The sequence below is a fragment of the Hymenobacter busanensis genome, from assembly GCF_008727865.1.
Taxonomy (GTDB): domain Bacteria; phylum Bacteroidota; class Bacteroidia; order Cytophagales; family Hymenobacteraceae; genus Solirubrum; species Solirubrum busanense.
This window is the reverse complement of record NZ_VTWU01000005.1, coordinates 423,803-449,600: the sequence shown is the minus strand read 5'-3', so window position 1 is coordinate 449,600 and position 25,798 is coordinate 423,803. Positions and strand designations below refer to the sequence as shown.

Sequence of the window (25,798 nt, the reverse complement as noted above, 5' to 3'; positions counted from 1 at the left end):
GAGGCTGCCCACCGGGGCCGCTTCCGACTGCGCCGCAGTACGTCTCATCCCACCTTTCTATGAAAAAAACGACTGTATTACTGCTTCTGGCCACGGCCGGCGGGAGCAGCGCGGTGCACGCGCAAACCAGCGTGGGCATCAAAGTCGGGGCCAACCTGGCCACCGCCGCCGGCACCAATGTTTCCGAGGTCGGCAATATCGTGACGCCCCACGGCGGCCTCACCTTCAACGTGCCCATCACCCAGGACGCCACGTTCTCGGTGCACCCCGAGTTACTCTACTCGCAGAAAGGCTACAAGCTCAAATACATCAACAACTCGTACCTGACCACGCGCCTGCACTACGTGGATGTGCCCGTGCTGGCGCGCATGGATGCCGATGGCCTCATTTTCGAAGCCGGGCCGCAGGTGGGCTTTCTGGCCGCCGCCAGCACCGAGCAGCCGTTGGGCCTCGGCGAAAAAACAAAAGTGACGGGCACCGACGGCCTGAAGCGCCTCGACGTGGGCTACGTGGCCGGCGTGGGCTTCCAGACCGGCCTGGGGCCCAACTTCGGCCTGCGCTACAACGGCGGCCTGACCAAGCCCAGCCTCGGGCGCAACTCCGTGTTTCAACTCTACGTGGGCTACCAGTTCCCCGGCCGGTAGCATGCCCCCAACGACAACGCCGCCCGGCTTTCTGCAGCAGAAAGCCGGGCGGCGTTGTCGTTGGAGTCGGTACAGGGACGTTAGGCGCCGGCCTGCATCAGCTTGGCGTAGTTCTGGTAAAACAGCGGAATGGTTTCGATGCCTTTCATGAAGTTGAAGACGCCGAAATGCTCGTTGGGCGAGTGAATGGCGTCGCTGTCGAGGCCGAAGCCGAGCAGCACGGAATCGATGCCCAGCTCCGTCTTGAACATGGCCACAATTGGAATAGAGCCCCCGCCGCGCGTGGGAATGGGCTTCTTGCCGAAGGTGGTTTCCATGGCCTGCGACGCCGCTTTGTAGGCCACCGAGTCGGTGGGCGTTACCACCGGTTCGCCACCGTGGTGGGGCTTCACGGTCACGGTCACGCCCTCGGGCGCAATGCTCTGGAAATGCTTCTGGAAGAGCTGGCTGATTTCCTCGGAAGTCTGGTGGGGCACCAGGCGCATCGAGATTTTGGCGTAGGCCTTGGAGGCAATAACGGTTTTGGCGCCCTCGCCGGTGTAGCCGCCCCAAATGCCGTTCACATCCAGCGTGGGCCGGATGCTCACGCGCTCCAGGGTGGTAAAGCCCTCTTCGCCGTACACGGCCGGCAGCCCGATGCTGTCCTTGAACTCCTGCTCGTCGTAGGGGGCCTTGTTCAGCTCGGCGCGCTCGTCGGCGCTCAGCTCGGCCACGTTGTCGTAGAAACCGGGGATGGTGATGTGGCGGTTTTCGTCGTGCAAGGAGGCAATCATCTTGCAGAGGGCGTTGATGGGGTTGTGCACCGCGCCGCCGTAGAGGCCGGAGTGCAGGTCGCGGCCGGGGCCGGTTACTTCCACCTCGTGGTAGCTCAGCCCGCGCAGGCCCACCTCAATGCTGGGTGTTTCGTTGTTGATGATGCCCGTGTCGGACAAGAGCACCACGTCGGCGCGCAGCTTTTCCTTGTTGGCGTTGACGAAGATGCCCAGGTTTTCGGAGCCCACTTCCTCTTCGCCCTCAATCATCACCTTCACGTTGCAGGGCACGCCGCCTTGCTGGTTGAGCACCTCAAAGGCCTTCACGTGCATGTACACCTGCCCTTTGTCGTCGCAGGCACCGCGGGCGTAAATCTTGCCGTCTTTGATAACGGGCTCAAACGGGCCCGAGGTCCACAGCTCGTAGGGGTCGGCGGGCTGCACATCGTAGTGGCCGTACACGAGCACGGTGGGCAGGCTGGGGTCGATGATTTTGTCGGCGTACACGATGGGGTTGCCGGCCGTCTGGCACAGCTCCACGTTTTCGAGGCCCACCTCTTCAAGGCGCATCTTGAGGTAATCGGCCGCCCGCAGCACGTCGCCGTGGAACTTGGGGTCGGCGGAAACCGACGGGATGCGCAGCCACTCCAGCAGCTCGCTCAGGAAACGTTCTTGGTTCTCGGTGAGGTACGTCGAGGTCATCGAAACAGGGGAATGATGGACGGTGAGGGAGGGTGTAAAGGTAACTGACGAGCCGATAGATGCTAAGCAAAACGGGTTGACACCGATAGTACTCCAAAGTACCACGAGTGAGCTAAGGAAAGTACAGCCATTTAATTACTTTTTCCCATATAATGCACCAATGTCCTTAACTAGAACCACAGCGCAGCTTACCAGGGCTTTGTTCTTCGCAATCATATTCCTGTTAATTGCCCAACGGGCTGTTTTCGATGAACGTAGTTCGTCATTATGGCAAGTGGCTTTTCTAGTAACGCTACTGGTGCTAGTCGTTTCGGTGCTGGCAAGCCTGTTTAGGTTAGGAAAAGGCTGGTTAAGGCGACGCTTGGAAGTTGCCCAGTTGTATCCGCTCGGCATTTACTTAGGCTCGTTTCTTCTTGTGTTTTTCAACCCATTCTCCTTGTTGTCGGACCGGCCGTTGGATGAGCCTGTGGTCCTACGCGCCTGCTACGAAGGCACGCAAAACCGCTGTGTAATGCGTTTTCGCCGTGACCATAGCTTCGACATACACGCGACGGGCGTTTTTTTCTTCGAACAATGGTACGACGGTAGCTGGCACCGGAGCGGGGATACGCTCCGGCTCGATTACCAGGGCGAACCACACCCAAGAATTGGCCGCCGATTGCTGCAAACCCAGGACCGACTTGTTCCGCTCGATAGCCTGGAAAATGGCTTGACGCGCCTATATATAGGGTATTGTCGGGGCGAAAACTGAACACATTCTGGTCTACTTCCGCCCAAACAGCGGCACGCAGCTTACTCCCCCAACGATTCCCATTCACCTTTGGTAAAGAATACGTTGCCGAATTTGGCCGAGTGAAATACCAGATAAAAGCCGCTGGGAATACGGTACACGGTAGGGTTGGTAGCAAGAATATGGTGCGTGGGCTGCTCCATACGCACCACTAGTCGCTCAGAACTGTAGGGTTTCGCAGTAGAAACATTGCCCGTGTAAGTCTTAACTACAGAATCTTGCCTCGTGACGTAGAAGGCCAATTTATCATCTGAGGTAATCGTGAAGCGGAAGGTGTTGTACTGCCAATCGGCCTGCCGGCCAGGAAATTTTGTGCGGTCGATAACATAAGACCCGTAGTAGTCTGCCTTGGTGAGCAGAGGCTTTTCGGTGAATGGGCGCATGATTTGACTCGTTGCGAATAGCAATGCTCCCAGCCCAATCAGACCAGCCCACACCCAGCCCAATACTTTTATATAAACCACTTTCCGGCTTACCAGAGTAAGCAGAAGCAGCCCCAAAGTAGCGGGTATTAGAATAAGACCGAGAACTATACCTGCAAACATCTGATAGAGTTAAGCGCCTACTTCCGCCCAAACAGCGGCACGCGGCTTTCCGTCCCAGCGCGCAGTCGGCCGATGTTGGCGCGGTGGGTATACACCAGCAGGGCCGCCAGAATGAACCCGACGTAGACCAGAAACGGCTGCGGTGGGCGGAACTGCGGCAGCAGCTGCAGGAAGGCGAAGGTGATGCCGGCCGTCATGGAGCTGAGCGAGACGTAGCGGGTGAGTAGCAGCACCGTGAGAAACACCACCAAGCACACGGCCACGGTAGCCGGGGCCACGCCCAGCATCATGCCCAGAATGGTGGCCACGCCCTTGCCGCCGCGGAACTGCGCGAAGACGGGGTAGATATGGCCGATAACGGCCAGCACGCCGCAGGCCAGACGGTAGTACACCTCGTGCTCGGGCGGAATGGCGCCTTGCGCGACCAGGAATTGCGGCAGAAAGTAGGCCGCCACAAAGCCCTTCAGCGCATCAACGACGAGCACGAACGAGCCGGGTTTTTTGCCGAGCACGCGGAAGGTGTTGGTGGCGCCCGCGTTGCCGGAACCGTGCTCCCGCACGTCGAGGCCGTAGAAGCGGCGGCCCACCCAGAGGGCGGTGGGAATGGAGCCGAGCAGGTAGGCCACCACGAGGGCGGCAAGAATCAGCGGCAGGTTCATGCAGAGTTACGGGTTGGGGAGGCGGTCAAAGATAGCCGATGCGGGCAGCCAGTGGTGTATACGCCGCTGCCGCGCGAGGCGCTACACAAACAAAGCCACGACCAAGGGCCGTGGCTTTGTGCAGTAGATCGGAAGCAAGCAGGTTACTCGTCGCCGAAGGGGTCGTCTTCCTTCTTCTTCTTTTTCTCTTTCTCCTTCTTGGTTTCCTTCGCGGGCTCCGCCGGCTTGGCGGTGTCTTCGGCGGGAGCGGCTTCCTCCTTTTTCTTTTTCTCTTTTTTGGCCGGCTCGGCAGCGGGTTCAGCTGGTTGTGCAGCGTCGTCGGCGGGCGGCGTGGCGGGCGCCTCCTCCTTCTTCTTTTTCTCCTTCTTGGCCGGTTCGGCGGCGGGTTCGGTAGCGCCAGCGTCCGGCGCAGGCGCCGCCTCCTCCTTTTTCTTCTTCTTTTCCTTCACCGGTTCGGCGGCCGGGTCGGTGCCGGCACCGGTGTCGTCGGTGGCGAAGGGGTCGTTGGGGTCGGCTTTCTTTTTCTTGGTCTTCTCCTTCTTGGCGGGCTCAGCCGCCGGGTCGGTACCGCCGGCGTTGGTGTCGCCGCCAAATTCGTCGTCGGCCTTGTCCTTCTTCTTTTTCTTGCCGGCGCCGGCCATGCCGTCTACGTTCACTTCCGGCTCTTTCGGGCGGCCCACAATCTGCTTGGCAGGCTTGGCCTGACCGAGGTAGTCTTTGCGGAAGTGGTTCACGAACATCACCTTCTCCGATTCGTCACCGAGGAAGAAGCCGTAGTCGGTGGCCACGTTGTAGTCGCCCTTGGCCGCGCGGCCCAGAATTTCGTCGAACTCGCCGTGCTGGGCCTTGGCCAGCAGCTTGTTCTCGGCATACTTGAAGTAGTACCACGTTTCGGGGTCGGCCTCTAGGTACAGCTCCACCACGTCGCCGGTGCTTTCCTTCTTGATTTCGATGTAGCCGTCGATGAGGGCGTTGATGTCCTTCTTGCCAATGCTGACGAGGCCGATTTTGCCGGTGCTGAACCAAGCCTTGCGCTTGTCGTCCCACTTCAGGGGCACCTGGCTCAGCATGATGTCGTGCAGGAATTTGCCCGACACTTTTTGCAGCGCCATGTAGCCGCCCTTGCGGTTGGCGTAGTCATTCACGGCTTTCGAGCCCGCAAACTCACCCATCTTGTAGTACTCGTTGGGCTGGCCAATCAGCGCCTCGGGCAAGCCTTTGGAGTACTTGGCCATGTCCTCGGCCATGGCCTCAATGGCCTTGTCGGGGAAGTTGATATCGAAGGCCATCATGGCGTCCAGCTGGTAGCGGTTCGAGTCGGGCTTGGCCTTGCCGATGGCGGACGTAATGAGGGTGTAGTCCTTGGTGGAGTTGATCAGGTTGAGCTTGCCGCGGAAGTCGAGCTGGGCCGTCGAGTCGTTCACGGTCAGCACGTTGCCCTCGTAAATTTCAGGATCGAGTGCGTCGTGGCGGCTGATGGTGTAGGTACGCTTCTTGGGGTCGTACACCAGCGTGCCGTCGACCTCAAACAGGTTGCCGTCGGTCACGTTGGGCTTGGTGGCCACAAACAGCGGGTAGGGCTTGCCGGTGCCGTCGTTCTGGTACAGGCCCGTGACCAGCGCGGTTCCGTCTTCGGCCTTGGGCTCTTTCAGGCTGATTTTCACCAGCTGCGGGTCGATACTGTCCTGCACCGGGAACCAGTCGGCGGCCGTGGGCACCTTGCTGAACTCCAGGCGGGCCTGGCCGTCGAAGGCAAAGCCCTTGCGCTGGGAGTTCATCGTCATACCACCGCGGTACTGAATGCGGGGCGCCAGGCGGAACTTCTCGGTGGCTTTGATGTCGGCCTTGGCCAGGGTGGGCGGCGAAGGCGGCAAATCGTCGTCGTTGCCTTTGCTGAGCAAGCCGCCCTTCTTCTTGCCGGACTTGGTGAGGCCCGCAATGGCCGTGGAGTCGACGGTGAAGTTGCTGAATTTGACGGCGAAGGAGTCGGTGGGCGTTTTGTAGCTGTAGAGCGCGTTGCCCATGAACGCGGCCCGGCTCAGCACCTTGATTTCGCCCTTGTAGAGCTTGTGGTACTTGGTGAGGGTGTCCATGGTGATGCCCGCGTTCTGGAACGCCTTCATTTCGGCGTTGGGCAGCACGTACACGCGGTTCGAGTCGGGCTCGATCCAAGCATCGGCGGCGGCAATGTGCGGCACGCCGTCGGCAATGAGGCGGTACTTGTTCAAATCGTACATGCCCGAGGCGGCCCGGAAACGCAGGCCTTTCTGCTCGGGCTTCACTGAGTAGAAGTAGGCGCGCGTGGAGTCCTGGCCGGGTGCTACGCGCAGTTGCACGGTTTTCTTCTTGAAGTCCCAGCGGCCGCCGCTCAAGGAGGTGCGGTACTGCGAGTACGGCAGGTCGATAGCCGACTTGTTCATGCCTTCTTCGCGGGTGAAGTCGGCGTAGCTGCGCTTGATGTTGTAGTTGAAGGCCACGTCGTTGGCCGTCAGGGCCGGCTTGTTCGGCTCGGCCGACTTGATGCTCACGGTAGCCTTGCCGCCCTTGTACTCGGTGGGCAGGAAGGTGAACGAGGGTGAGCGAATAACCGACTGCGTGCTTTCCATGCGGCCGGTACCAAACAGGCCCTTGGGCGTGAGGGCCGCGGTGCCCTTGTAGAGGTAGGTGGCGTCGTAGAAGCGCATGGCCTCGCCGCCGGGCGGCGTGCTCAGGTACATCGAGTCGGCCTTCACCACCCACTTCATCTGGTAACCGGGCAGCAGGGCCACTTTCGGGTACTCGGCCCCGTTCAGCGGACCTTCCTTGATGGTGGCCGACTTGCCGACCGTCACCACGGAGTCTTTGTAGAAAATGAACTGGTCGCTCTTGAGGTTGCCCGCGAGGTAGTCGATCTGCCCGTCGCCCTGAATGCCGCGGTTGCTCATGCGCACCTGGTTGTAGAGGCGCGCCTTGCCGCCGTAGAGCGGGAAGCCTTCCTTGGGCACGGCGTACACAAAGCCCAGGGAGCCGTCTTCCTGCAGCGTCAGCTTGGTCTTGAAATCGGGCATGATGCCGCTTGTCACGAACGTGCCCTTGAAGCCCACCGCGGCGCGGTTGGCGTTGTTGAGCGAGTCGAGCTTGAAGGGCGGAATATCGAAGTAGATGGTCGTGTCGTAGGCGCCGCCGAGCACTTCGGGCTTGTTGAAGAACACGTAGGCGCCGGTGGTGGCGTCGAACGACGGGTAGGCGCCCAGTTTCTTGCGGCCCGACTTGTTGTTGGGCGCGTTGATGTAGAGGCGGCCGGCCGAGTGGCGGCCCTTGTTGGTGAGGGCAAAGTCGGACTCCTTGCGGGTGCGCATCACCGAGCCTTTCGAGCCCTTGCCCTTCACGATGATGGAGTCAATTTTGAACATGTCAATGAAGAACCCATTGTAGTCAAACTTGAACTCCTTGCCCTTGAAAATGAAAGCCGAAGCCACCACCGTGCCGCTGAAGTCGATGTTGCGGTTTTTCTGAATGCGCACCAGGCTGGAGTCAGGCTTCACGTACACCGTCACGGAGTCGTCGGAGAAGGCGAATTTGTCGACGCCGCGCACCAGCAGCACGTTGTTGTTCAGGTTGAGCGTGGCGTTGTGGCCAGCCGGCGAAAGGGACTTGATGGCAATGTGGTCGTAGTCCTTCTTGCCGCGCGAGGAGTTGACGTAGTGCAGCGCCTTGGGCAGCAGCGACACTTCGCCGTTGATGGGGTTGATGCCCACGTACCCGTCGCGGGCCAGGCCCGAAATGGCCGAGCGCACGTTCGGCTCGCTCAGTTGCGTGGCCTCCACCACGTCCTGCACCGCAAACGTCTTGGGGTTGTCGTGCGAGGTGTAGTAGCCCACAATCATCTGCAGCGGGTGCATCCGGTTGATGGCCTTGATCTGCTGGTAGCGGGTGTTGGTGTAAAACTCCTTCGACTCGAAGTTGGCCGCCACCTGGTTTTTGGCCGTGAGCGTGCGGAAGTCAATATTGGGCGTGGCCACGTTCCACGTCAGCAGCTCAGCCGACAATTCCATCTGGTGGAAGGAGTCGTAGTAGGGCGTGGTTTTGTAGAGGCCTTCTTCGCGGGCCAGCATCAGCACCTTGCGCAGCTTCGAAAACTTGAGCTTCACGCCGGGGTGCGTCACCGAGTCGGCCACGCCCTGGAAGATGGTGATGGAGGCACGGTTCGACGAGATGAGCGTGTCGCCGAGCTGGTAGCTGCGCGAGGCAGCCTTGAAGCGCGGCTTGCCGTCCAAGGCCACCGTAATGCGCGACAACGAGCCATCCAGCGCTGAGCTGTACATGCGGGCGCCGTTGAGCGAGAAGCCGCCGTTGTAGGTAATGTTGTCGCCGATGTTCTTGACGCGCGCATCGTTGGTGAGCGACACGAAGCGTGGGTAGCCGGTGTCGGTACCGTTCTTCTTTTGCACGCTTTTGTAGGCCAGCGCGCCCCGAATGGGAGCTTCCAGCACGGCCGGGTACTCCAGCGTCACGGGCTCGGCCTTGAACTCGGGCTTGGTTACGTCGAAGTCGTAGTTGGTGAGCTTGGCCGTGAGCGGGTTGTTGTTGAGCGTCCAGCTGAATTCGCCGCCGGTGCCCACGAAGCGGTTGGTGCCGGGCAACATCGAGCCGCTGGTTTTCTTGATAACTACCGAGTCGTAGCCGGTGGCCAGCACCAGGTCCACGTCTTTGAGCACCAGCACCGGGCCCTGGGTGGGCGGCGGCGAGTAGGTATCCATGTAGGCAGGCACGGCCGGCTCGGTAATCACCGGCTTGCTCTCGAACAGCTTTTCCGCATCTTTCTGGGCCTGGGTTTTCTCGGCGGGTTTCGTCGCCTTCGAGGCCGTGGCCGCGGGCTTCTTGGCGGGCGTGGCTTTTTTCTTCACCGGAGCGCCCCAGCCGTCGTCTTTGCCCGAGTCCCAGCCGCTGCTGCCCCAGTCGCCGGAGTCCCAATCGTCCCAGCCGCTGCTTTTCTTCTTGGCTACGGGCTTGGGCGCGGCTTTCTTAGCCGGGGCTTTGGCTGCCGGCTTGGGTGCGGCCGGTTTCGGCGCCTCTACTTTCACCGGCTCGGGCTTGGGCGCATCCCAAGAGCCACCGGCCGACCCGCCCGCGGGCGTGGGGTAGTCGTTGTCGTTGTAGGCAAACGAGACGGTGCCGCCCACCATGCGCATGCGGCTGTAGCGCGAGCTATGGACCAGCCGCGTTTTCAGAAACTGCGTGGTGGTGCTGATAAAGGTTTGCAGGCCTTTCAGGTTGTCGGGGGCCAGGGCCTTGCCGGTTACGGTCAGCATCTCGTCGGTCTGCTGGTCGTTGAGGGCGTTGGGGCCTTGCTTGGCAGCCACCAGCATCCCAAAAAAAGCCTCCATCACGGGGCGCGGCTTGAGCTTGCGGGCCTGCATCTGCTGAGCCAGGGCAATTACCTTGGCTTGCTGCGAGGTGGTGAGCTTGTTGCTGGCCCACATCTGGCGCAGCTGCTCGGTGGTGGCAATGGCGGCCGCGTTCTTGGTCGAGGCCATCAGCAGCACCACTTCCCCAATGAATTTCTCGGGGTCGGAGCTGAACTTGGCGTTGAGGGCAGGACGGGGAGTGGCGGCGGGAGCAGCCGGCGGTTGCGTTTGGGCTTGGGCACCTACTACGGAGCCAAGTACCAGGAGCAAGCCGAGCCCCCAAGAGAAGAATTGCTTCATACAAAAAGCCTCAGGGCGGAATGAGACGCCTACAATTTCGGGAAAATTCGCCGCATTCCGGCGGCAACCTTGCTTAACGCACTGTAAATGGCGGTTTTGAGCAAATTCCAAGCCGTTCCCAGAACCGCACGCAGCGCCTCGTAACTAGCGTGTGGCGGTGCAAGTTCCGTCCGGCCGAGCTTGCAGCGGCTGGGTCTGCCTAGCCGATTCGAACCTGTTGCGCAAGCCTGATGTCGTTAACTAACCGAATGCGGCATGGGCTACGGAGCCAGCTTCATTCAGGCCGACAACGAGTAAGGCAAGGGCGAAAATGCCCTTGTTCAGGCGCAGGCGGTGGTCCTGCAATGGAGCCCGCACTGCCAGTTTGCCGGTCAAGCAGTTTGGCGAGTTGAAGCTGCCTCACCGTAGCCATGTGGGCCCTACCCCGATTAACGCCCGCGCTTTCTCGACCTACGAACAAAAACGCCACCGGCTTTCCGTGGAGGATAACCGGCGGCGTAAGGCCTGCGGCGGGTGGCCGTGAGCCGCTTTATGCTTTCGTGAAAATAGCCGACACCCAGTGGTTGCGCACGCGGTGCGACTCGTAGCGGAAGCCTGCTTTTTCAGCCGCTTCGCGAATCAGGTGGAGGTCTTCCTCGTAGAAGCCGGAGAAGATGATGGGGCCGCTGGGCTGCAGGTAGCGGTAGTAGGCGTCCATGTCGTCGAGCAGCACGTTGCGGTTGATGTTGGCCAGGATGAGGTCGAACGGCTCCTCCCCTTCCAGCGCCGTGATGTCGCCCAGGCGGGCCTCCACTTTGTCCTGCACGTGGTTTTCGAGGGCGTTGTCGGCGGCGTTTTCGGCCGTCCAGGGCTCCACATCCACGGCCAGCACGCGGCTGGCGCCCAGGTGCACGGCCATGATGGCCAAAATGCCGGTGCCGCAGCCCATGTCGAGCACGCGCTTGCCCTGGTGGTCCACCGTCAGCTGGTTCTCAATCATGAGGGCCGTGGTGTTGTGGTGGCCGGTGCCAAACGACATGCGCGGCATAATCACGATGTCGTAGGGCAAATCGGGCCGGGCTTCGTGGAAGGGCGCCCGCACCGACACCTGCTCGCCAATGACCAGCGGCTCGAAGTTCTTTTCCCACTCCGTGTTCCAGTTCTGGCGCGTAATCACGCGGCTTTCGGCCACGGGCATGCCGCCGGGCCAGTGCGCGTACTTGTCGATGATGGCCTGGGTGGCTTCCTTGTCGAAACCGTCTTCGGTGGCGTAGGCACAGAAGCCCTGCTCGTTTTCCTCGAAGGTGTCGAAGCTGAGCTGGCCGAGTTCGGCAATGAGAATATCGGCGAGGTCGGCCGGCGCCGTTACGCGCAGTTCGATGAAGTCCATGAGGGTAATGTGCAGAATGTGGGAAGTGTGCTAAATGTGCTGACGCAGCGCATCCGGCACTTTGGGGCTGCAAAGATGCGGCGGTTTTTGGGCCGGAGCACAAAAAAGCCGCCCCAACCAATGGCCGGGGCGGCTTCCGTATTGTTCAGTAGCGGGCTTGGGCGCTACCGCTCCTTGCAGCCCGCAAACGAGCGGGACTTGGTGTAGAAGATGTTGAAATCGGCCAGGGAACGGTTGTCTGTGACAAACACGGTGTAGTCGGCAAAGTCGCGGGCGTCGGTGATGTACCAGAGGCCGGCTTTGTCGGCAAACAGCTTGCTAGTTTCCTGGTATACCACGAGGCTGGCAAAAGCTTCCTGCTCCTCCAGAAACACCGTGGCCGAGCAATAGCCCCGGCGCCGGGCGTCGCGCTCCAGGTAGATGCTGCCGTAAATCTTGCACGGATCAGCGTAGCCGCCAGCCATAGGTACCGCGGCCACCGGAGCGGTGGGCGCAGCTACCGGCGCGGGCTGGTGCCACCACAGCAAAGCCGAAAAAAGCGAAGTCAGAAGCATAGAATGGGAGAAACCAGCGTGTGTTAGTCAGACGCCAAACCGTTTCGTTTGGTTCGTCTGCGCATGCCGTGTCTTTGCGCCTTTATGAAGCCAAATTATAAAGTAAGTTTATTTACTAGTTTAAAGTTTTTACAAACCAGTAAACGCATTTACTTCATGTCGACTTGCCTCACAGCGCGTTAGCAAAGAAAGCACAAGCGCCTGAGGTTTGGCTAAAGCCGACCGAAAATCATTCGACGCCCAAAGCAGCTTGCAGCAGCCCGCTTAGAACGACTTGATAATCTCCACGAAGTCGCGCGACTTGAGCGAGGCGCCACCGATAAGGCCGCCATCGACATCGGGCTGGCTGAATAGTTCGCGGGCGTTCTGGGCATTGGCCGAGCCGCCGTACAGAATGGTGGTGTTCTGGGCCGCTTCGGCGTCGTAGGCGCGGGCAATTTGCTCGCGGATGAAGGCGTGTACTTCCTGGGCCTGCTGGCTGGTGGCCGTTTTGCCGGTACCAATGGCCCAAATGGGTTCGTAAGCCACCACTACCTGCTCAAACTCCTCGTTGGAGAGGTGGAACAGGCCGTCCTTCAGCTGCCCTTCGATGTATTTGAACGTGTCGCCCGACTCGCGCGTGTCCAGCGACTCGCCCACGCAGAAGATGGGTTTTAGTCCGGCGCCCAAAGCGGCTTTCAGCTTCTGGCTCAGCAGCTCGTCGTCTTCGCCGAAGTACTGCCGGCGCTCCGAATGGCCCAGAATTACGTACTCGGTGCCCACCGACGCTAGCAGCTTGGCCGATACTTCGCCGGTAAAGGCGCCGCTTTCTTTCTGGTGGCAGTTCTGGGCACCCAGGTGCAGGCGGCCGCCTTCGGGCAGCAATCGGCCAATGATGGGCAGCAACGGGAACGGCGGCGCTACCACTACTTCCACCTGGGAGCTAATGGTTTCGTCCTGCACCATGTTCACGATTTCCGACACGAGGGCCTGGCCGTCCTGGAGGGTCATGTTCATCTTCCAGTTGCCGGCGACGATGTTCTTGCGCATAGCTGCGAGTTTGGGGAGTGAGGGGATTGGGCGCGCAAGGTACTACCCAAATCCGGCGTCCCGAGCCTTTCGCTTACCGCGACTTGGCCAGCCACACGCCGCCTATTGCCAGCATGGCCGCGCCGCCCGCCGCTACCCAGGCCAGGTCGGCGGCATCGTGGTGGCGGGCGACCCAAATGCCCACCAGCCCCCAGGCCAACACCAGCGGGTACAGCCAGTCGCCGAAATGCTGGCTGATGAACAAACCGAGGGCCACTACCACCACTATAAGGCCCAGGCATAGCAGCATCGTTACGTTATGCGGCGACTCCACGCCCCATTCGCGCAGCAGCAGGGTTACGTTTATGACCGTGGCCACCGAAATCCAGCCTAGAAACAGCGTCAGCGGCCAGACGGCGGCAACCGGGGCTTTGCCCTTCAGCACCAGCGGCCGGGCTCGACCGTAGGCCCAGATGAGCGCCCCGAGCGTCAGCAGCATCAGAATGGTACAAAGCCCGATCAGCTCGTAGCTGAACGCCACGACCCAGCCGCCGCTGGCCAGTGCAGCCACCACCAAGGGTTTCGCTACTACGTCAGGCAGGGGGTTGCGCCGTTGCGGCTCCAGCAGCTGCCACACGCTATAGGCCGCCAGCGAAAGAAAAATCAGCCCCCAGATGCTGAACGCGTAGCCCGCGGGCGTGAGCATGGTGGGGTATCGGGCCGACACCACGCCCATGGTCTGGCCGTTGGGCGGCGCCATGTTCCACCAGTAATTGACGACAATATCGGCCAGCACGGCAGCGGCAGCGGCGTAGCGCCATGGGCGCACTGAGGAGGAACGGGACCGGCGGCGGCGGGAGGGGAAAGCAGTGGTAGCGGGCATAACAGGGAGCTAGGCAAAGCGTACGTCGCCCGCTCTCTAGCTGGATTGTAAACCCAACGGTAGCGGCCACGGCAGCACTTTGCGAACCGTAGTTTACGGTTTTGTTGCGTATTGCCCGAAGTTCAGCCAAGGCTTGCTGCGCAAACTGCCCTACCCCAAAGGCCTGCTTCAGGCCAGGTTGGGTCTGTTCTATTCCGGCTGGGCCCCGCTCCCAGGGGGCTGATGGGCTACTTCGGCTTCCCACTCGGCCCACAGGGCGGCGCGGCTGGGCGCGTCTTCCAACAGCCACTCAAAGGCGGAAGAGTCGTCGGGGAAGAAGTGCAGCTCGAAGGACATGACCGACGGCGGATTGAACACCGGCGCGGTGGTGACCATGTGGTTGTGCAAGTCGGGCGGCAGCACCATAGCCAGGTGCTGCACGGCCGTTCCCGCCATGGCCGGAAACCAGCTTTCCATTATCCAGCCCTGTTCGCGGGCCCCCATGGGCGGCAGCTGGTCGATGTTCATGAGCCAGTGCCGCACGTGGTGCTGCCGGCTGAATACCACCAGCTGTTCCAGGGCCGGCACAAACTCCTCCAACGAGCGGCCCCGCCGCCATGACGCCCGCACCAGCGCTGCTGCCGCATCGTGCTGCATCAGAATGGCGGGAATGTCGTGAATAATCATGGCCGGCTGCTCGTCCCTCTGCTTAAGGTACGCTTTTCCGCCCACGAATTGACCTAGCACTTGCCTAAGGTTGTAGAAAGAAAAACGGCGCGGCACCTGGTAGGTACCGCGCCGTGGCGTTAGAGCTTTTCGGCCAGGAATCGGGCCGTGTCGTTGGTGCCTTTGAGCTTGGCAAAGGCTTCGGGTGTGCCTTCGAAGAGCAGGTGGCCGCCGTTGAGGCCGCCTTCGGGCCCCAGGTCGATAACCCAGTCGGCGGCTTTCACGATGTCCATGTTGTGCTCGATGATGAGCACCGAGTTGCCCTGCTCCACCAGCGCGTTCAGGGCCGTGAGCAGCTTGTTGATGTCGTGGAAGTGCAGGCCGGTGCTGGGCTCGTCGAACACGAACAGAATCTTGTCGGACTGCAGCGTAGCGCCTTTGGTGAGGAACGAGGCCAGCTTCACGCGCTGGGCCTCGCCGCCCGACAGCGTGTTGGCCGACTGCCCCAGGCGGATGTAGCCCAGGCCCACATCGTTGAGCGGCTTGAGGCGCTCGGCCACTTTGGGGTGCTCGGCAAAGAAGTCGAGCGAATCTTCCACCGTCAGCTCCAGCACCTCGTCGATGCCCTTGTCCTTGTACTTCACCTCCAGAATGTCCTGCTTGAACTTGCGCCCGTTGCAGGCCTCGCAGGTCAGGAAGATGTCGGCCATGAACTGCATCTCGATTTTCACCTGGCCTTCGCCCTGGCACACCTCGCAGCGGCCGCCCTCGATGTTGAAGCTGAAGTGCGAGGGTTTCAGCCCGCGGGCCTTGGCCAGCGGCTGGTCGGCGAAGAGCGTGCGGATGGCGTCGTAGGCCTTTACGTAGGTCACCGGGTTCGAGCGGCTGCTCTTGCCGATGGGGTTCTGGTCGACAAACTCCACGTGCGACACCTGCGACAGGTCGCCGGCGAGCTTGTCGAACTTGCCGATGCTTTCCGACGAGGTGCCGCCCAGGTGCCGCGCCAGGCCGGGGTACAGAATACGCTTCACCAGCGTTGACTTACCCGAGCCGGAAACGCCCGTCACCACCGTCATTACGCCCAACGGGAACTTCACGGTGAGGTTCTTAAGGTTGTTTTCGCGGGCGCCCACCACCTCAATGGTGTTGCGCCAGGGCCGGCGCACCTTGGGCACCGGCACTTCCATTTTGCCGCTCAGGTATTGCCCGGTGTAGGTGCTGGTGTCCTGCAGCAGCTCGTCGTAAGTGCCCTGGAACATCAGGTTGCCGCCGCCCGAGCCGGCCTCGGGGCCGATGTCGATGATCTGGTCGGCCACTTCCATCATCTTCTCCTCGTGCTCGACGACCACGACCGTGTTGCCGAGCTGCTGCAAGGAGCGCAGCACGCCGATGAGCTGCTCGGCATCCTTGGGGTGCAGCCCGATGCTGGGCTCGTCGAGCACGTACATGGAGCCCACCAGGGCCGAGCCGAGCGACGTGGCCAGCTGAATGCGCTGCGACTCGCCGCCCGACAGTGTGTTGGACAGGCGGTTCAGGGTCAGGTAGCCCAGGCCCACGCGCACCAGGTAGCTCAGGCGGTTGTGCACCTCCGTCACCAAGCGCTCCGACACGGCCATGTCGTGCTCGGAGAGGTCGAGGTTCTCGAAGAACTGCAGCGCGTCGCGGATGGGCAGCAGCACCAGGTCGGCAATGTTCTTGCCGGCCACGCGCACGTACTGGGCGTCTTTGCGCAGGCGGGTGCCGCGGCAGTCGGGGCACACGGTGCGGCCCCGGTAGCGGCTCTGCAGCACCCGGTACTGAATCTTGTGCGTCTGCGTCTGCACCCACTCGAAGTAGGCGTTCAGGCCGTCGAAGTGCTTATTACCTTCCCACAAGAGGCGCTGCTCGGCCTCAGTCAGCTCGTTGTAGGGCCGGTGAATGGGGAAATCGAAGCGGATGCCGTTTTTGAGCAGGGGTTTGAGCCATTCGCTCTGCTTTTCGGTGCGCCACGGGGCAATGGCGCCCTCGTACACCGTCAGGGTTTTGTCGGGAATAACGAGGTCGGGGTCGATGCCCAGCACCGAACCGTACCCCTCGCAGCGCTGGCAGGCGCCGTAAGGGTTGTTGAAGGAAAAGAAGTTGACCGTCGGCTCCTCGAAGCTGATGCCGTCCAGCTCGAAGCGGTCGGAGAAGGTGTGCGTCTCGTCGGTGAGCTTCACGAAGCAGGTGCCGTGGCCCTCGAAGAAGGCGGTCTGCACCGAGTCGGAGAGGCGGAACTGCAAATCCTCGTCGTCGGGCTGAATGACGGCGCGGTCAATCATGATCTGCACCTCCCCGGCCGGCTCGGGCTTGCCTTCGCCCAGCAAATCTTCGATGAAGGCCATTTCGCCGTTGATGAGCACGCGGGAGTAGCCTTTTTGGAGGAGCAGATCCAGCTCCTTGCGCAGCGGGCGGCCCGCCTCGGCCGGAATCAGCGGCGCGATGATCATCACGCGGGTGTCGGCGGGCAGCGAGAACAGGAAGTCCACTACGTCGCTCACCGTGTCTTTGCGCACCTCGCGGCCCGAGATGGGCGAGAACGTGCGGCCCACGCGGGCGAAGAACAGCTTGAGGTAGTCGTATATCTCGGTGCTGGTGCCCACCGTCGAGCGGTTGTTGCGCACCGTCACCTTTTGCTCGATGGCAATGGCCGGCGAAATACCGCGAATGTAGTCGACGTCGGGCTTGTCCATGCGCCCCAGAAACTGGCGGGCGTAGGAGCTTAGGCTTTCCACGTACATGCGCTGGCCCTCGGCGTAGAGCGTATCGAAAGCCAGGGACGATTTGCCCGAGCCCGAGAGGCCCGTGACGACGATGAACTTGTTGCGCGGAAAGGCCACGCTCAGGTTCTTGAGGTTGTGGACGCGCGCGTTTTTGATGATGATGAACTCGCGCGGGTCGAGCTGGTCAATCGGGTCGGCAGCCGGGGCGGCTACCTGCAGGTTATCCTGGGCCATAGAATCTGCTAACACCCAATCCGGCCGGGAAGGTTTCGGCTAACGCCGTTAGCCGGTTGGGACCAACGAAGGTACGACGGGAACGGGGCTGGTGGCTAGGGCGGAGCCGTATTGCTTTTATGGAAGCGTTACCGGACCTTCGGGAAGCTGACCTGCTTTACGAAGATTGACTTCGTACCAAGGAACGGTTTACGAAACTCGTAAGCCAAAGAAGCTTCGTAAACACAAATGTTGTGTGTAACTATAAAAATCGACTTTAGAAGCTAAGCAAATGGCTGAACGAAGTATTGATAGAGAAAAGATAATTGCTGAATTATCACATGAAATTCTGGACACAAGCCAGGTTTCTGATATTCTTGGCAATTCAAAAGATTTTCCAATGACATTGATTGAAAATTTATCAATTGAAACGGCTTTAAAATATTGGAATGAGCAATTAAGTTATGAAGCTGCCGATTATGTTATGAATAATCTTTATTCATTCTGGGTAAACAATGAATATTTTCTCCAGACATATCCATTCACAGATGTGGCATGGGAATGTTTTCAAGCATTTGATGCTGGTGAATATTACCGAGCCAATGAGGACAAGGGTGTCAGTCCTGACATAAAATACACAAGGCCACTTATTGAAGATTTTTTGAGAAAAAGAATGCTGATAGTATAAACTGTCCACAACATAGATTTTGCGCCAGGCGGGCTAAAGAACAATAGTCAACAGAAGATTTTTGATTAAGCATCAGAAATAATATCCGCTTTTGTGCTCCGAATTCCGCCCGAACGCAAAGTAATAGACCGTTGTGGCCCAACAAGAAACACTCAGCAGTAAACCATGACTAACGAAACCACCGCCCCTACAGCCGCTGACGTCCTAGACCCCGGCCCCTTCTACCACGGCACGAAAGCCGATTTGCAGGTGGGCGAGTTGCTGACCGCCGGGTTCCGGTCGAATTACCACCCCGACGTCATCATGAACCACATTTATTTCACTGCCTTACCCAACGGTGCTGGCCTCGCCGCCACCCTGGCCCCCGGCGAGGGGTGCGAACGGGTGTACCTCGTGGAGCCGACGGGGCCCTTTGAAAACGACCCGAACGTGACCGACAAGAAATTCCCCGGCAACCCCACCCGCTCCTACCGCAGCACGGCGCCGCTACGCATCGTGGGCGAAGTAACCGACTGGGTGCGCCTGACGCCCGACGAGCACCAGCAATGGCGCGAACGACTGGCGGCCATGCGCACCAACCCCGACGTGAAAATCATCAATTAGCCCACAGCAGCATGAAAGGCCAACCCAACGACGCTACGCCCAAAGTCACCGGCATCGGCGGCATCTTCTTTTTCTCCGACAACCCGCAGGCCACCCGCGACTGGTACCGCCAGAACCTGGGCATCGAGGCCGGCGAGTACGGCGCCAGCTTTGAGTCGCGCAGCCTCGACAACCCCGAGGAAATCAATACCCTGCAGTGGAGCCCGTTTAAGAAAGGCAGCGACTATTTCGCGCCGTCCACCAAGGAGTTCATGATCAACTACCGGGTGCAGAACCTCGACGGGCTGGTGGCCAAGCTGCGGGCCAACGGCGTGACCGTCCTCGACGACGTTGCCACCTACGACTACGGCAAGTTCGTGCACATCCTCGACCACGAGGGCAACAAGCTGGAGCTGTGGGAACCCAACTAATCGGGGCGTACTCCCGTCGGCAACGGGCAAGAGCAGCAACCTGCACCTGATGCAGCAGAATGGACTAAAAACACCCTCGGCGGGAGAAAAAAGTGGGTCCGACCCACTTTTTTCTCCCGCCGAGGGTGTTTAAATAGCCACGGAAGCACCTTTTACTGCTGGCGAAGTAGCTTTTTTCCTAACGAGGGAGCTTTTAGACCTTCGGCGGGCCTTTTTTCTACCTGGCCGGAAGCTTTTGGTGCCGCTGCGGCTGCAAAAGGTACCTCCGCCCCTATTTCACCAGGTACGGCTCCACAATTTTGGTCCAGAGTTCGTAGCCGGGGCGCGTCATGTGCAGGCTGTCGGCGCGAAAGAGCTCGGGGCGGGGCTTGCCGTTGGGGCCGAGCAGCGGGGTAGCCACATCCACGTACTGCTGGCGGCGGTGCCGGGCGCAGTAGCGCCGGATGCGGCGGTTGGTTTCCTGCATCTGGGGCCACTTCTGCCAGCGCGAGGGGCTGGGCTTGATGGCGAGGAAGAGCAGCCGCGTGTCGGGCAGCTCGCGGCGCAGGCGGCGGGCAAATTCCTGGAAGGCGGCGTACACCTGGTCGGGCGTTTGGCCATACACGAGGTCGTTGTCGCCTTCGTAGAGCACCACCTGGCGCGGGCGGTACTTCAGGATGAGCTGATCGAAGAAGAAATTGACGTCGGGGGTTTGGGAGCCGCCAAAGCCGCGGTTGAGCACCGGGCGGCCGGGAAAGTCGGTGGCCAGGGTACGCCAGGCCAGAATGGTGGAGCTGCCGGTGAAGACGATGCTGTTGGGCGGCGGCGGCGTGAGGCTGTCCTGCCGGGCAAAGGCGGCTACCGCCTTGGCCCATTGCTGCGGTTTGGTATCGGTGGGTTGGGCGTGCAGCGGCCCGCTTAGCAGCCCGAGCATGCAGCTCAACGCCCAACGTAGAGTAACGGGTAGCGACATCGAAATAAGTACGACGAAGAAAGGGCAAATCTACGGCCGGGAGGGCATTGGTTTAACCATTAATTGTACGCCGACGTATGCCGCCTCGGCTGGTTTGCGTAATTTTGGTATTCTTCGGGCCAATTATGCATCATCAGCGCCCAAACCCCACCTCTTTTGTAACTTTATGAAGATTTTTTTACGCGTTAAGTTGGTAGTGTGGGCGTGTCTTTTTTTGGCTGGACCGGCTTGGGCCGTTCCTTCGGCTACCAAGTCGCCGCTCGATGGCTACTGGAAAGGACTGTTTCGGGTCCCCAGCGGCACCTGGGATTTGGCCCTGACCATCGTACCCCTCAGCAACGGCAGCCTCTACGCCATGCTCGACGTGCCGGCGCAGCAAATCAGCCGCATGCCGGTGAAAGTGGAGGTGAAGGGCGACGCCGTGACGCTGCGCATTCCCGAAGCCGGCAGCAAGTTCGTGGGCAAGCTCTCGGCCGACAAAAAGCAGATGGTGGGCCAGTGGCTGCAGCCCGGCGTGAAGGCCGATGTGGTGCTGGAAAACCAGGTAAGCCGACTCACAGCGGCCAGCTTCAAAACCAAAGCGCCCTACCGCGAAGAGGAAGTGGTGGTGCCCAATAAGCTGACGCGCATCCGGCTGACGGGCACGCTCACGGTGCCGCCCGGCAAAGGTCCGTTTCCGGCCGTGGTGCTCGTGTCCGACTCGGGCCCGCAGGAGCGCGACGCGACAGTCGACAACTTCAAGATGTTCGGGATTCTGGCCGACTACCTCACCCGCCGCGGCGTGGTGGTGCTGCGCTACGACGACCGCGGCGTGGGCAAATCGACGGGCAGCTACCCCCTGGCTACCACCGCCGACCTGGTGAGCGACGCGCAGGCGGCCATGGGCTTTCTGCGGGCGCACTACAAGGTGAGCAAAACCCAGGTGGGCATGATTGGGCACGGCGAAGGTGCCAACGTGGCGCTGTTGGCCGCCGCCCAGAAAAATGCCCCCGATTTCATTGTGTCGTTGGCGGGCTACGGCCTGCCGGGCCAGGAAATTCTGAAGCGCCAGCAGGTGGAAATTCTGCGCATGATTGGGGCCAATCCCAACCAGGTGCTCAACGCGCTCAAGTTTCACCAGCAGATGCTCGACGTGATTCGGCACACGCCCAACAACGAAGTGGCCCGCGCCAAAGTGGCCGCCATGCTGCGCATCAGCAATGCCGACATCGACTTTACAATGGTGCAGGCCCGCGCCAACCAGCTCACTTCGCCCTGGTACCGCTACTTCATCGACTTCGACCCCAAGAACAAGCTGGCGGCCGTGAAATGCCCGGTGCTGGTGCTCAACGGCAACGCCGACCTGCTGGTAGCCGCCAACAAGAACATTCCGGCGCTGCAGAAAGGCCTGAAAGCAAGCGGCAACCGCGCCGTGGCTGTGCACAAGCTGCCCAGCGTAAACCACTGGTTCCAGTCCGACCCCGACCAGTGGCCCATCATCGACGGCCGCCAGCAGCCCACCTTCGCCCCCAAAGCGCTGTCGCTGATTCACGATTGGGTGGCGCGGAATAGCTACGCTGCTACGACCTCGGAGGCCGCGGTGCCACGTAAGTTTTCGGTGGGCAAAGGCGGCAAGGGCGTCGCCAGCATTGCGCACTAGCAGATAGCTTTTAAGTCAACTGTCCTCCTGAGCGCAGCGAAGGACCTCTTCACGCTTGAACAATCGTCTTAACAACGACATGTCAGCGGTGAGAAGGTCCTTCGCTGCGCTCAGGAGGACACCTAACAATTCTCGTTATAGCCGCAGGCCCACGCTGTAGCCCCACCAGCCCAACACGCGGGTCGGACCGTTGAGCTCGTTCAGCCACAGGCTGCGGCCCTGGCTCAGAGTGGTACCGACGCTGCCATCGGTAGCGGTGCGCTGGGTGACGAACACGCTGGCCACGGGGCCTGCCACGATGCGTAGCCGGCCGCCGGCCTTGAGCGGCGCAAAGCCCACCAGCAGGCGCAATTGGTTGTGCAGGTTGAGCTGGTCGGTCCAGCCGCTGCCTTCTTCGTTCACGTGCTGCGCCACGGCGTCGAGGCTCACGCTGAGGCGGTGCCGGGCCAGTAGCTCGGAGCCCGCGCCGTAGCCCAGTGCCCAGCGCCGCGGCCCGCTGCCGAATCCGTCGTAGGCGCCCGAGAAAAAGGTGTAGAACGCCGCCGAGCCCCCTAGTTTCAGGCTGGCGCTGACGGGCCAGCTCTCCGAATGGGTAACTTCGAAGCGGTGGTAGCCGTGCAGCACGAAGTTGAGCGGCGCGATGCTCACGCCGTCGACGGTATCGGCCACGTTGAGCAGGCCGGCTAGCTGCACGCCGTGCACGGTGCCGGCCACGTTAAAGAGGCCCGCAGCCTGCCCGCCGCGCACTTCGGCCAAGGCCACGTTGAACAACCCCGCTGCCTGAATGGTGGGCCGCCAGGTAGAGCGGTCGGTAGCGTCAGGGGCGGCCGTTTTTTTGGTGGGCCCCACGTAGTTGAACAACCCAGCCGTTTGGGCCCCGCCGATGGGCCGGGCGGCCACGTTCAGCAGCCCGGCCGCCTGCCAGCCGGTACCGCCGCCGCCCAGCACGTTCAGCAGGCCAGCGGCCTGAAAGCCTTGCAGGTTTTTCCCGACCACATTGGCCAGACCCGCCAGCTGCACGCCGCGGACCGAGTCGCGGTCCACGTTGAACAAGCCGCCCGCTTCTACCCCATCGACGCCCGCTGCGTAGCCGCCCAGTACGTTCAACGAGACTTTATTTACCGTCTGGCCGCTGCGCAAGCCGTTGGAGCCCAAGGGCCCGAGGAAAGACACCTGCGCCGTTTTGGTAAACGTAGGGCGCGCGGGCTCCGGCTCCGGGGCTTCCACCGGCGCTACTGCTGCTGCCCGACCAGCCGAATCCTGCGCGGCTTTTGCTGATGCTGGTTCGGCAGCAGTGGGTTGCGTGGAGGTGGTATTGGCCGGACCAGCAGCCGTATTCGTGGTGCCAGTAGCCGTTGAGGCCGTGGCGCTGGGGTCGGCGGCGGGGAGTCCTGTAGCCCCAGGTGCAGCGGGCGAAGCGTCGGGCTTCGCCGCACTGGCCGCCTGCGCTGGTTTCGTGGGTTTGCTGGCAGCCTTGGTTTGGGCAACCACTTTGCCCGGAACGCTACTGGCGCTACTGTTCGGTGCAGCGGCCCCCGGCTTGGCCGGTTTTACCGGCACTTTGCCGGCCGGCGCGGTGGTTTTGGTATTCGTCGGCTTGACCTGTGCAGCCTTATCCAGCGCCGGTTTGGCTGCGGCGCGTTGCGCGGCCGCTTGCGTAGTGCCGCCGCTGGCCGTCTTGGCAGCCTCGACAGCCGAGGCAGCGGGGCTGGCTGGTTTATCGGCGGCTGGCGCAGGGGCTTCGGCCGGAGCCGCGGTGCTTGCGCGGCTGACGGTTGTGGTAGTTGTCGAGGCCGTAGACACCGGGTCGGCGGGGCGGGCGGTGGTCGACTTGGGCTTGGGCGGCGCGGGATGCAGCACCACCTGGTCGCCCACCAGTTCGTAGCCGATGTTCTTGTCGCGCAACAGCTCGTCGAGCACGGCGCGTAGCGGCTTGTTCTGGGCGTCGAGCGTGATGGGCTGGCGCAGGTTCAGGGCGGTGTTGCTGTAAGAAATGCGCACGCCGTATTGCTTGTGCAGCGTGCGCAGCACCGACTCGAGCGGCGCCTGGTTGAACGTCACCGAGACTTTGCGCTCCATTACGGAGCCGGTGCGCACTTGCGCCGTGGCGGGCGGGCCAGCCAGCGCGCAAAGCACGGCAGCGGCCAGGCATATGCGGTTGCGCATAGCAAAATGGGGTTCAGAAAGACGAAGGAAGGAAAAAGCGGACTACTGGCAGCCCGGTCCGTCGAGGGTATAGCCGTCGGTGGTCTGGCTGACCGAGAGGTTGGCCGAAAGGCTCACGACGCGGAGCACCTGCGGCAGCTCGGCGTGGGCGAAGGTGCCGGTGAAGCGGCAGTTCTGCAGCGCCGGCTTGCTGAGGACTACTGGCGTGCCGTAGGTGCGGCTCAGCGTCTGGGCGACCTGAGCCAGGGTCTGGTTCTCAAACACCAGCTCATCGCGCTGCCAGGCGCGGAAGTTGGGGTCGGTAATGGGTTTCTGCACGGCCACAGCAGGGTCGTTGCGGCGGATGACGCCGCGCAGGCCGGGCGTGAGCAGCACCGAATCCTGCACCGTCAGCTTGCGGCGGTCGGGACTGAAGGCGACGCGGCCGGTAACTACGGCCACTTCCACGGAGTCTTCGGCGGCGTAGGCGCGCACGTTGAACGAGGTGCCCAATACCCGGGTGCGGGTGTCGCCGGCCAGCACCGTGAAGGGGCGGCCGTGGTCTTTCTGCACCTCGAAGAAGGCCTCCCCTTTCAGCTGCACCACGCGGTCGGTCTGGTTGAAATCGGCGGCGTAAGTCAGCGTGGAGTTGCGGTTAACCCACACGCGGCTGCCATCGGGCAAGGTGGTGAGCTGGCGCTGCCCAGTGGCGGCAATGGTTACGGGTTGGGCGCCGAGGCGGCTTTGCAGGAACGTACGAGCTATGGCCCACACCCCCAGCAGCAGCAGAACGGCAGCGGCCACGCGCAACCACGGTTGGGCCGGGCGCCACATGGGTATGAGGCGGGCTTCGGGTGCGGCGGCGGGCGCCATGTCGGCAGCGGGTTGCAGGCCCGCCGAGGCGCGGAAGCGCTGCCAGGCCGGCGCTACGTCGGCTTCGGTGAAGACCTCGGCCACGTGGCCGCCCCGCTCCCAGGCGCGGGTGGCATCGGTGAGAATACGCAGGCGGCTGGGCTGGGCCGTGAGCCAGCGGTGTAGCTCGGCTTGCTCCGACGCGGAGGCCTCCCCGGCCAGGTGTTTGGCCAGTAATTCCCAGGGGGCATCCGTATCGGAGTAGAAATCGAGCATGGTGGTGGTTGGGGGACGGAAATTGGTGAATTTTCCGGAGGTACGGTGTGCGAGGTGTCCGGCCGCTTCGGGCAACGATAGTGGTACTACGACTCCAAGTCGCAGTACCACTGCCACGCTACGGCTGGATGGTGAGGCGGGCGGAGCGCACGGCGGTGCCGGCGAAGTAGCCCACGGCCTTGGGGCCGGTGGCACTTAGGTTCAGCACGTTGGTGCGCACGTTGGCCGGTGGCGACGAGAACAGCCCGACGTTGTTGATCTGGGTGTACATCTCGTTGAGAAAGTAGTAGTAGTCGCGGGGCAGGGAAAGCAGCTGCACGCGCACACTGTCGCCCACTTGCAGCGGTTTGCCGTTCAGCTCGATGTCGCCGATGTAGTTGCCGTCGACAAGGGCATCGTCGCGCACCACCAGATCGTCGGGGTCGTTCTGCAGCTCGCCGTTCAGCCAGATCTTAAAGCGGTAGTAGTCGCCGACGCCGGGCAGCTCGGGGCCGTTGTAGAGGGCGTAGTAGCCGTCGTCCCAGCCGGGTTCGTTGGTTTTGATTTGCTGCTCCAGCCGGTCGATGCCGGGCGTGCGCTTGATTTCGGTGAGGGCGCGGTATTGCTGGTCGCCGTCCTGGATGGTGAGGGTGTAGTGGTTGCCGATTTTGCCCCGAATCTGGCTGGTCTGGTACACGCCGGGGGCGGTTTCGCGCAGGGTTTCGGTGGTGCCTTCGTTGTCGGCCAGCGTCAGCTGGGCACCGCGCACGGCGGGCAGCTCATCCTTGGTGAAGTAGGCGCCGGTGCGCGTCAGGCGGATGGTGTAGGGGCCGGGCTGGTCGGTGATGTTGCCTTCGACGGCCAGCTGCGGCTCGGGCTCGGGCAGGTCCACGTCGACCACGTCGGTGCAGCTGGTCAGCAGACCAGCCATGAGCAGCGCGAAGAAGAAAGAAAAGCGTTTCATAAGCTCAGAAAACGAAGCAGGCAGATTGGGAATGTGCTATTTCGACCACACGGCGGGAAGCAGACAAAGGGTGCTTTTGGATATACCCACTATTAACC

At 61.5% G+C, this 25,798-nt stretch carries 19 protein-coding genes; 5 read left to right on the top strand and 14 right to left on the bottom strand.

All coding sequences use genetic code 11. From position 1 onward, the window contains the following. Window positions 1–59: 59 nt before the first annotated feature. The gene (locus F0P96_RS15350) at window positions 60–644 is read left to right on the top strand and encodes a porin family protein (protein WP_151079787.1); all 585 of its coding nucleotides are present in this window, start codon (window positions 60–62) and stop codon (window positions 642–644) included. An 80-nt stretch (window positions 645–724) separates the two neighbouring features. On the opposite strand, the gene F0P96_RS15345 is transcribed toward F0P96_RS15350, so the two are convergent. The 10 genes from F0P96_RS15345 to uvrA all read right to left on the bottom strand — a co-directional run bounded on the left by F0P96_RS15345 (window position 725) and on the right by uvrA (window position 17,213). Next, on the bottom strand, window positions 725–2,098 hold the full coding sequence (locus tag F0P96_RS15345) for a dipeptidase (protein ID WP_151079786.1): 1,374 nt from the start codon (window positions 2,096–2,098) through the stop codon (window positions 725–727). A gap of 792 nt (window positions 2,099–2,890) precedes the next feature. After that, entirely contained in the window at window positions 2,891–3,388 is a 498-nt protein-coding gene (locus F0P96_RS15340) for a hypothetical protein (protein ID WP_201743856.1), read from the bottom strand. A 62-nt stretch (window positions 3,389–3,450) separates the two neighbouring features. Beyond that, entirely contained in the window at window positions 3,451–4,092 is a 642-nt protein-coding gene (gene plsY / locus F0P96_RS15335) for a glycerol-3-phosphate 1-O-acyltransferase PlsY (protein ID WP_151079784.1), read from the bottom strand. 143 nt (window positions 4,093–4,235) lie between these two features. Beyond that, window positions 4,236–9,779 carry a hypothetical protein gene (locus F0P96_RS15330; protein ID WP_151079783.1) on the bottom strand — a complete coding sequence of 1,848 codons (5,544 nt, stop codon included), beginning with the start codon at window positions 9,777–9,779 and terminating at the stop codon, window positions 4,236–4,238. Between the two features lie 529 nt (window positions 9,780–10,308). After that, window positions 10,309–11,148: a 50S ribosomal protein L11 methyltransferase gene (prmA, locus tag F0P96_RS15325; protein WP_151079782.1), complete on the bottom strand. Its 840-nt coding sequence runs from the start codon at window positions 11,146–11,148 to the stop codon at window positions 10,309–10,311. Between the two features lie 164 nt (window positions 11,149–11,312). Next, window positions 11,313–11,702, bottom strand: a complete 390-nt coding sequence (locus F0P96_RS15320; RefSeq protein ID WP_235917490.1) for a 7(1) septoil knot domain-containing protein — start codon at window positions 11,700–11,702, stop codon at window positions 11,313–11,315. Between the two features lie 264 nt (window positions 11,703–11,966). After that, window positions 11,967–12,731: a triose-phosphate isomerase gene (tpiA, locus tag F0P96_RS15315; RefSeq protein WP_151079781.1), complete on the bottom strand. Its 765-nt coding sequence runs from the start codon at window positions 12,729–12,731 to the stop codon at window positions 11,967–11,969. Window positions 12,732–12,804: 73 nt separating this feature from the next. Then, on the bottom strand, window positions 12,805–13,593 hold the full coding sequence (locus F0P96_RS15310; protein ID WP_151079780.1) for a hypothetical protein: 789 nt from the start codon (window positions 13,591–13,593) through the stop codon (window positions 12,805–12,807). Between the two features lie 189 nt (window positions 13,594–13,782). Next, complete coding sequence (locus F0P96_RS15305) at window positions 13,783–14,259, bottom strand: hypothetical protein (protein WP_151079779.1); 477 nt, start codon at window positions 14,257–14,259, stop codon at window positions 13,783–13,785. Window positions 14,260–14,378: 119 nt separating this feature from the next. Beyond that, the gene (gene uvrA / locus F0P96_RS15300; RefSeq protein ID WP_151079778.1) at window positions 14,379–17,213 is read right to left on the bottom strand and encodes an excinuclease ABC subunit UvrA; all 2,835 of its coding nucleotides are present in this window, start codon (window positions 17,211–17,213) and stop codon (window positions 14,379–14,381) included. A gap of 271 nt (window positions 17,214–17,484) precedes the next feature. On the opposite strand from uvrA, the gene F0P96_RS15295 reads away from it, so the two are divergent. From F0P96_RS15295 to F0P96_RS15285, 3 genes are all read left to right on the top strand, one after another. Further along, the gene (locus tag F0P96_RS15295) at window positions 17,485–17,880 is read left to right on the top strand and encodes a hypothetical protein (protein WP_151079777.1); all 396 of its coding nucleotides are present in this window, start codon (window positions 17,485–17,487) and stop codon (window positions 17,878–17,880) included. Between the two features lie 165 nt (window positions 17,881–18,045). Beyond that, window positions 18,046–18,483 (top strand): NAD(+)--rifampin ADP-ribosyltransferase, encoded by a 438-nt coding sequence (gene arr, locus F0P96_RS15290; protein WP_151079776.1) that lies wholly within the window; start codon window positions 18,046–18,048, stop codon window positions 18,481–18,483. An 11-nt stretch (window positions 18,484–18,494) separates the two neighbouring features. Beyond that, entirely contained in the window at window positions 18,495–18,893 is a 399-nt protein-coding gene (locus F0P96_RS15285; protein WP_151079775.1) for a VOC family protein, read from the top strand. Between the two features lie 271 nt (window positions 18,894–19,164). On the opposite strand, the gene F0P96_RS15280 is transcribed toward F0P96_RS15285, so the two are convergent. Next, window positions 19,165–19,845: an SGNH/GDSL hydrolase family protein gene (locus F0P96_RS15280; protein ID WP_151079774.1), complete on the bottom strand. Its 681-nt coding sequence runs from the start codon at window positions 19,843–19,845 to the stop codon at window positions 19,165–19,167. Window positions 19,846–20,011: 166 nt separating this feature from the next. Here F0P96_RS15280 and F0P96_RS15275 point away from each other — a divergent pair, with 166 nt between their 5' ends. After that, the gene (locus F0P96_RS15275; RefSeq protein WP_167291219.1) at window positions 20,012–21,484 is read left to right on the top strand and encodes an alpha/beta hydrolase family protein; all 1,473 of its coding nucleotides are present in this window, start codon (window positions 20,012–20,014) and stop codon (window positions 21,482–21,484) included. A 135-nt stretch (window positions 21,485–21,619) separates the two neighbouring features. Here the strand turns inward: F0P96_RS15275 and F0P96_RS15270 are convergent, their stop codons facing one another. The 3 genes from F0P96_RS15270 to F0P96_RS15260 form a co-directional block, all read right to left on the bottom strand. After that, window positions 21,620–23,650, bottom strand: a complete 2,031-nt coding sequence (locus F0P96_RS15270; protein WP_151079772.1) for a DUF4974 domain-containing protein — start codon at window positions 23,648–23,650, stop codon at window positions 21,620–21,622. Window positions 23,651–23,692: 42 nt separating this feature from the next. Continuing rightward, the gene (locus F0P96_RS15265) at window positions 23,693–24,757 is read right to left on the bottom strand and encodes a FecR family protein (protein WP_151079771.1); all 1,065 of its coding nucleotides are present in this window, start codon (window positions 24,755–24,757) and stop codon (window positions 23,693–23,695) included. A gap of 118 nt (window positions 24,758–24,875) precedes the next feature. Beyond that, window positions 24,876–25,700, bottom strand: coding sequence for a DUF4249 domain-containing protein (locus F0P96_RS15260; protein WP_151079770.1), 825 nt, complete (start codon window positions 25,698–25,700; stop codon window positions 24,876–24,878). Window positions 25,701–25,798 lie beyond the last annotated feature (98 nt).

Coding starts and splice junctions, on each gene's coding strand:
- F0P96_RS15280 (WP_151079774.1), bottom strand. CDS start 19,845: ATGTCGCTACCCGTTACTCTACGTTGGGCGTTGAGCTGCATGCTCGGG.
- arr (WP_151079776.1), top strand. CDS start 18,046: ATGACTAACGAAACCACCGCCCCTACAGCCGCTGACGTCCTAGACCCC.
- F0P96_RS15320 (WP_235917490.1), bottom strand. CDS start 11,702: ATGCTTCTGACTTCGCTTTTTTCGGCTTTGCTGTGGTGGCACCAGCCC.
- F0P96_RS15350 (WP_151079787.1), top strand. CDS start 60: ATGAAAAAAACGACTGTATTACTGCTTCTGGCCACGGCCGGCGGGAGC.
- F0P96_RS15345 (WP_151079786.1), bottom strand. CDS start 2,098: ATGACCTCGACGTACCTCACCGAGAACCAAGAACGTTTCCTGAGCGAG.
- F0P96_RS15260 (WP_151079770.1), bottom strand. CDS start 25,700: ATGAAACGCTTTTCTTTCTTCTTCGCGCTGCTCATGGCTGGTCTGCTG.
- F0P96_RS15310 (WP_151079780.1), bottom strand. CDS start 13,593: ATGCCCGCTACCACTGCTTTCCCCTCCCGCCGCCGCCGGTCCCGTTCC.
- F0P96_RS15285 (WP_151079775.1), top strand. CDS start 18,495: ATGAAAGGCCAACCCAACGACGCTACGCCCAAAGTCACCGGCATCGGC.
- F0P96_RS15330 (WP_151079783.1), bottom strand. CDS start 9,779: ATGAAGCAATTCTTCTCTTGGGGGCTCGGCTTGCTCCTGGTACTTGGC.
- plsY (WP_151079784.1), bottom strand. CDS start 4,092: ATGAACCTGCCGCTGATTCTTGCCGCCCTCGTGGTGGCCTACCTGCTC.
- F0P96_RS15270 (WP_151079772.1), bottom strand. CDS start 23,650: ATGCGCAACCGCATATGCCTGGCCGCTGCCGTGCTTTGCGCGCTGGCT.
- F0P96_RS15305 (WP_151079779.1), bottom strand. CDS start 14,259: ATGATTATTCACGACATTCCCGCCATTCTGATGCAGCACGATGCGGCA.
- prmA (WP_151079782.1), bottom strand. CDS start 11,148: ATGGACTTCATCGAACTGCGCGTAACGGCGCCGGCCGACCTCGCCGAT.
- F0P96_RS15295 (WP_151079777.1), top strand. CDS start 17,485: ATGGCTGAACGAAGTATTGATAGAGAAAAGATAATTGCTGAATTATCA.
- tpiA (WP_151079781.1), bottom strand. CDS start 12,731: ATGCGCAAGAACATCGTCGCCGGCAACTGGAAGATGAACATGACCCTC.
- F0P96_RS15265 (WP_151079771.1), bottom strand. CDS start 24,757: ATGCTCGATTTCTACTCCGATACGGATGCCCCCTGGGAATTACTGGCC.
- F0P96_RS15275 (WP_167291219.1), top strand. CDS start 20,012: ATGAAGATTTTTTTACGCGTTAAGTTGGTAGTGTGGGCGTGTCTTTTT.
- uvrA (WP_151079778.1), bottom strand. CDS start 17,213: ATGGCCCAGGATAACCTGCAGGTAGCCGCCCCGGCTGCCGACCCGATT.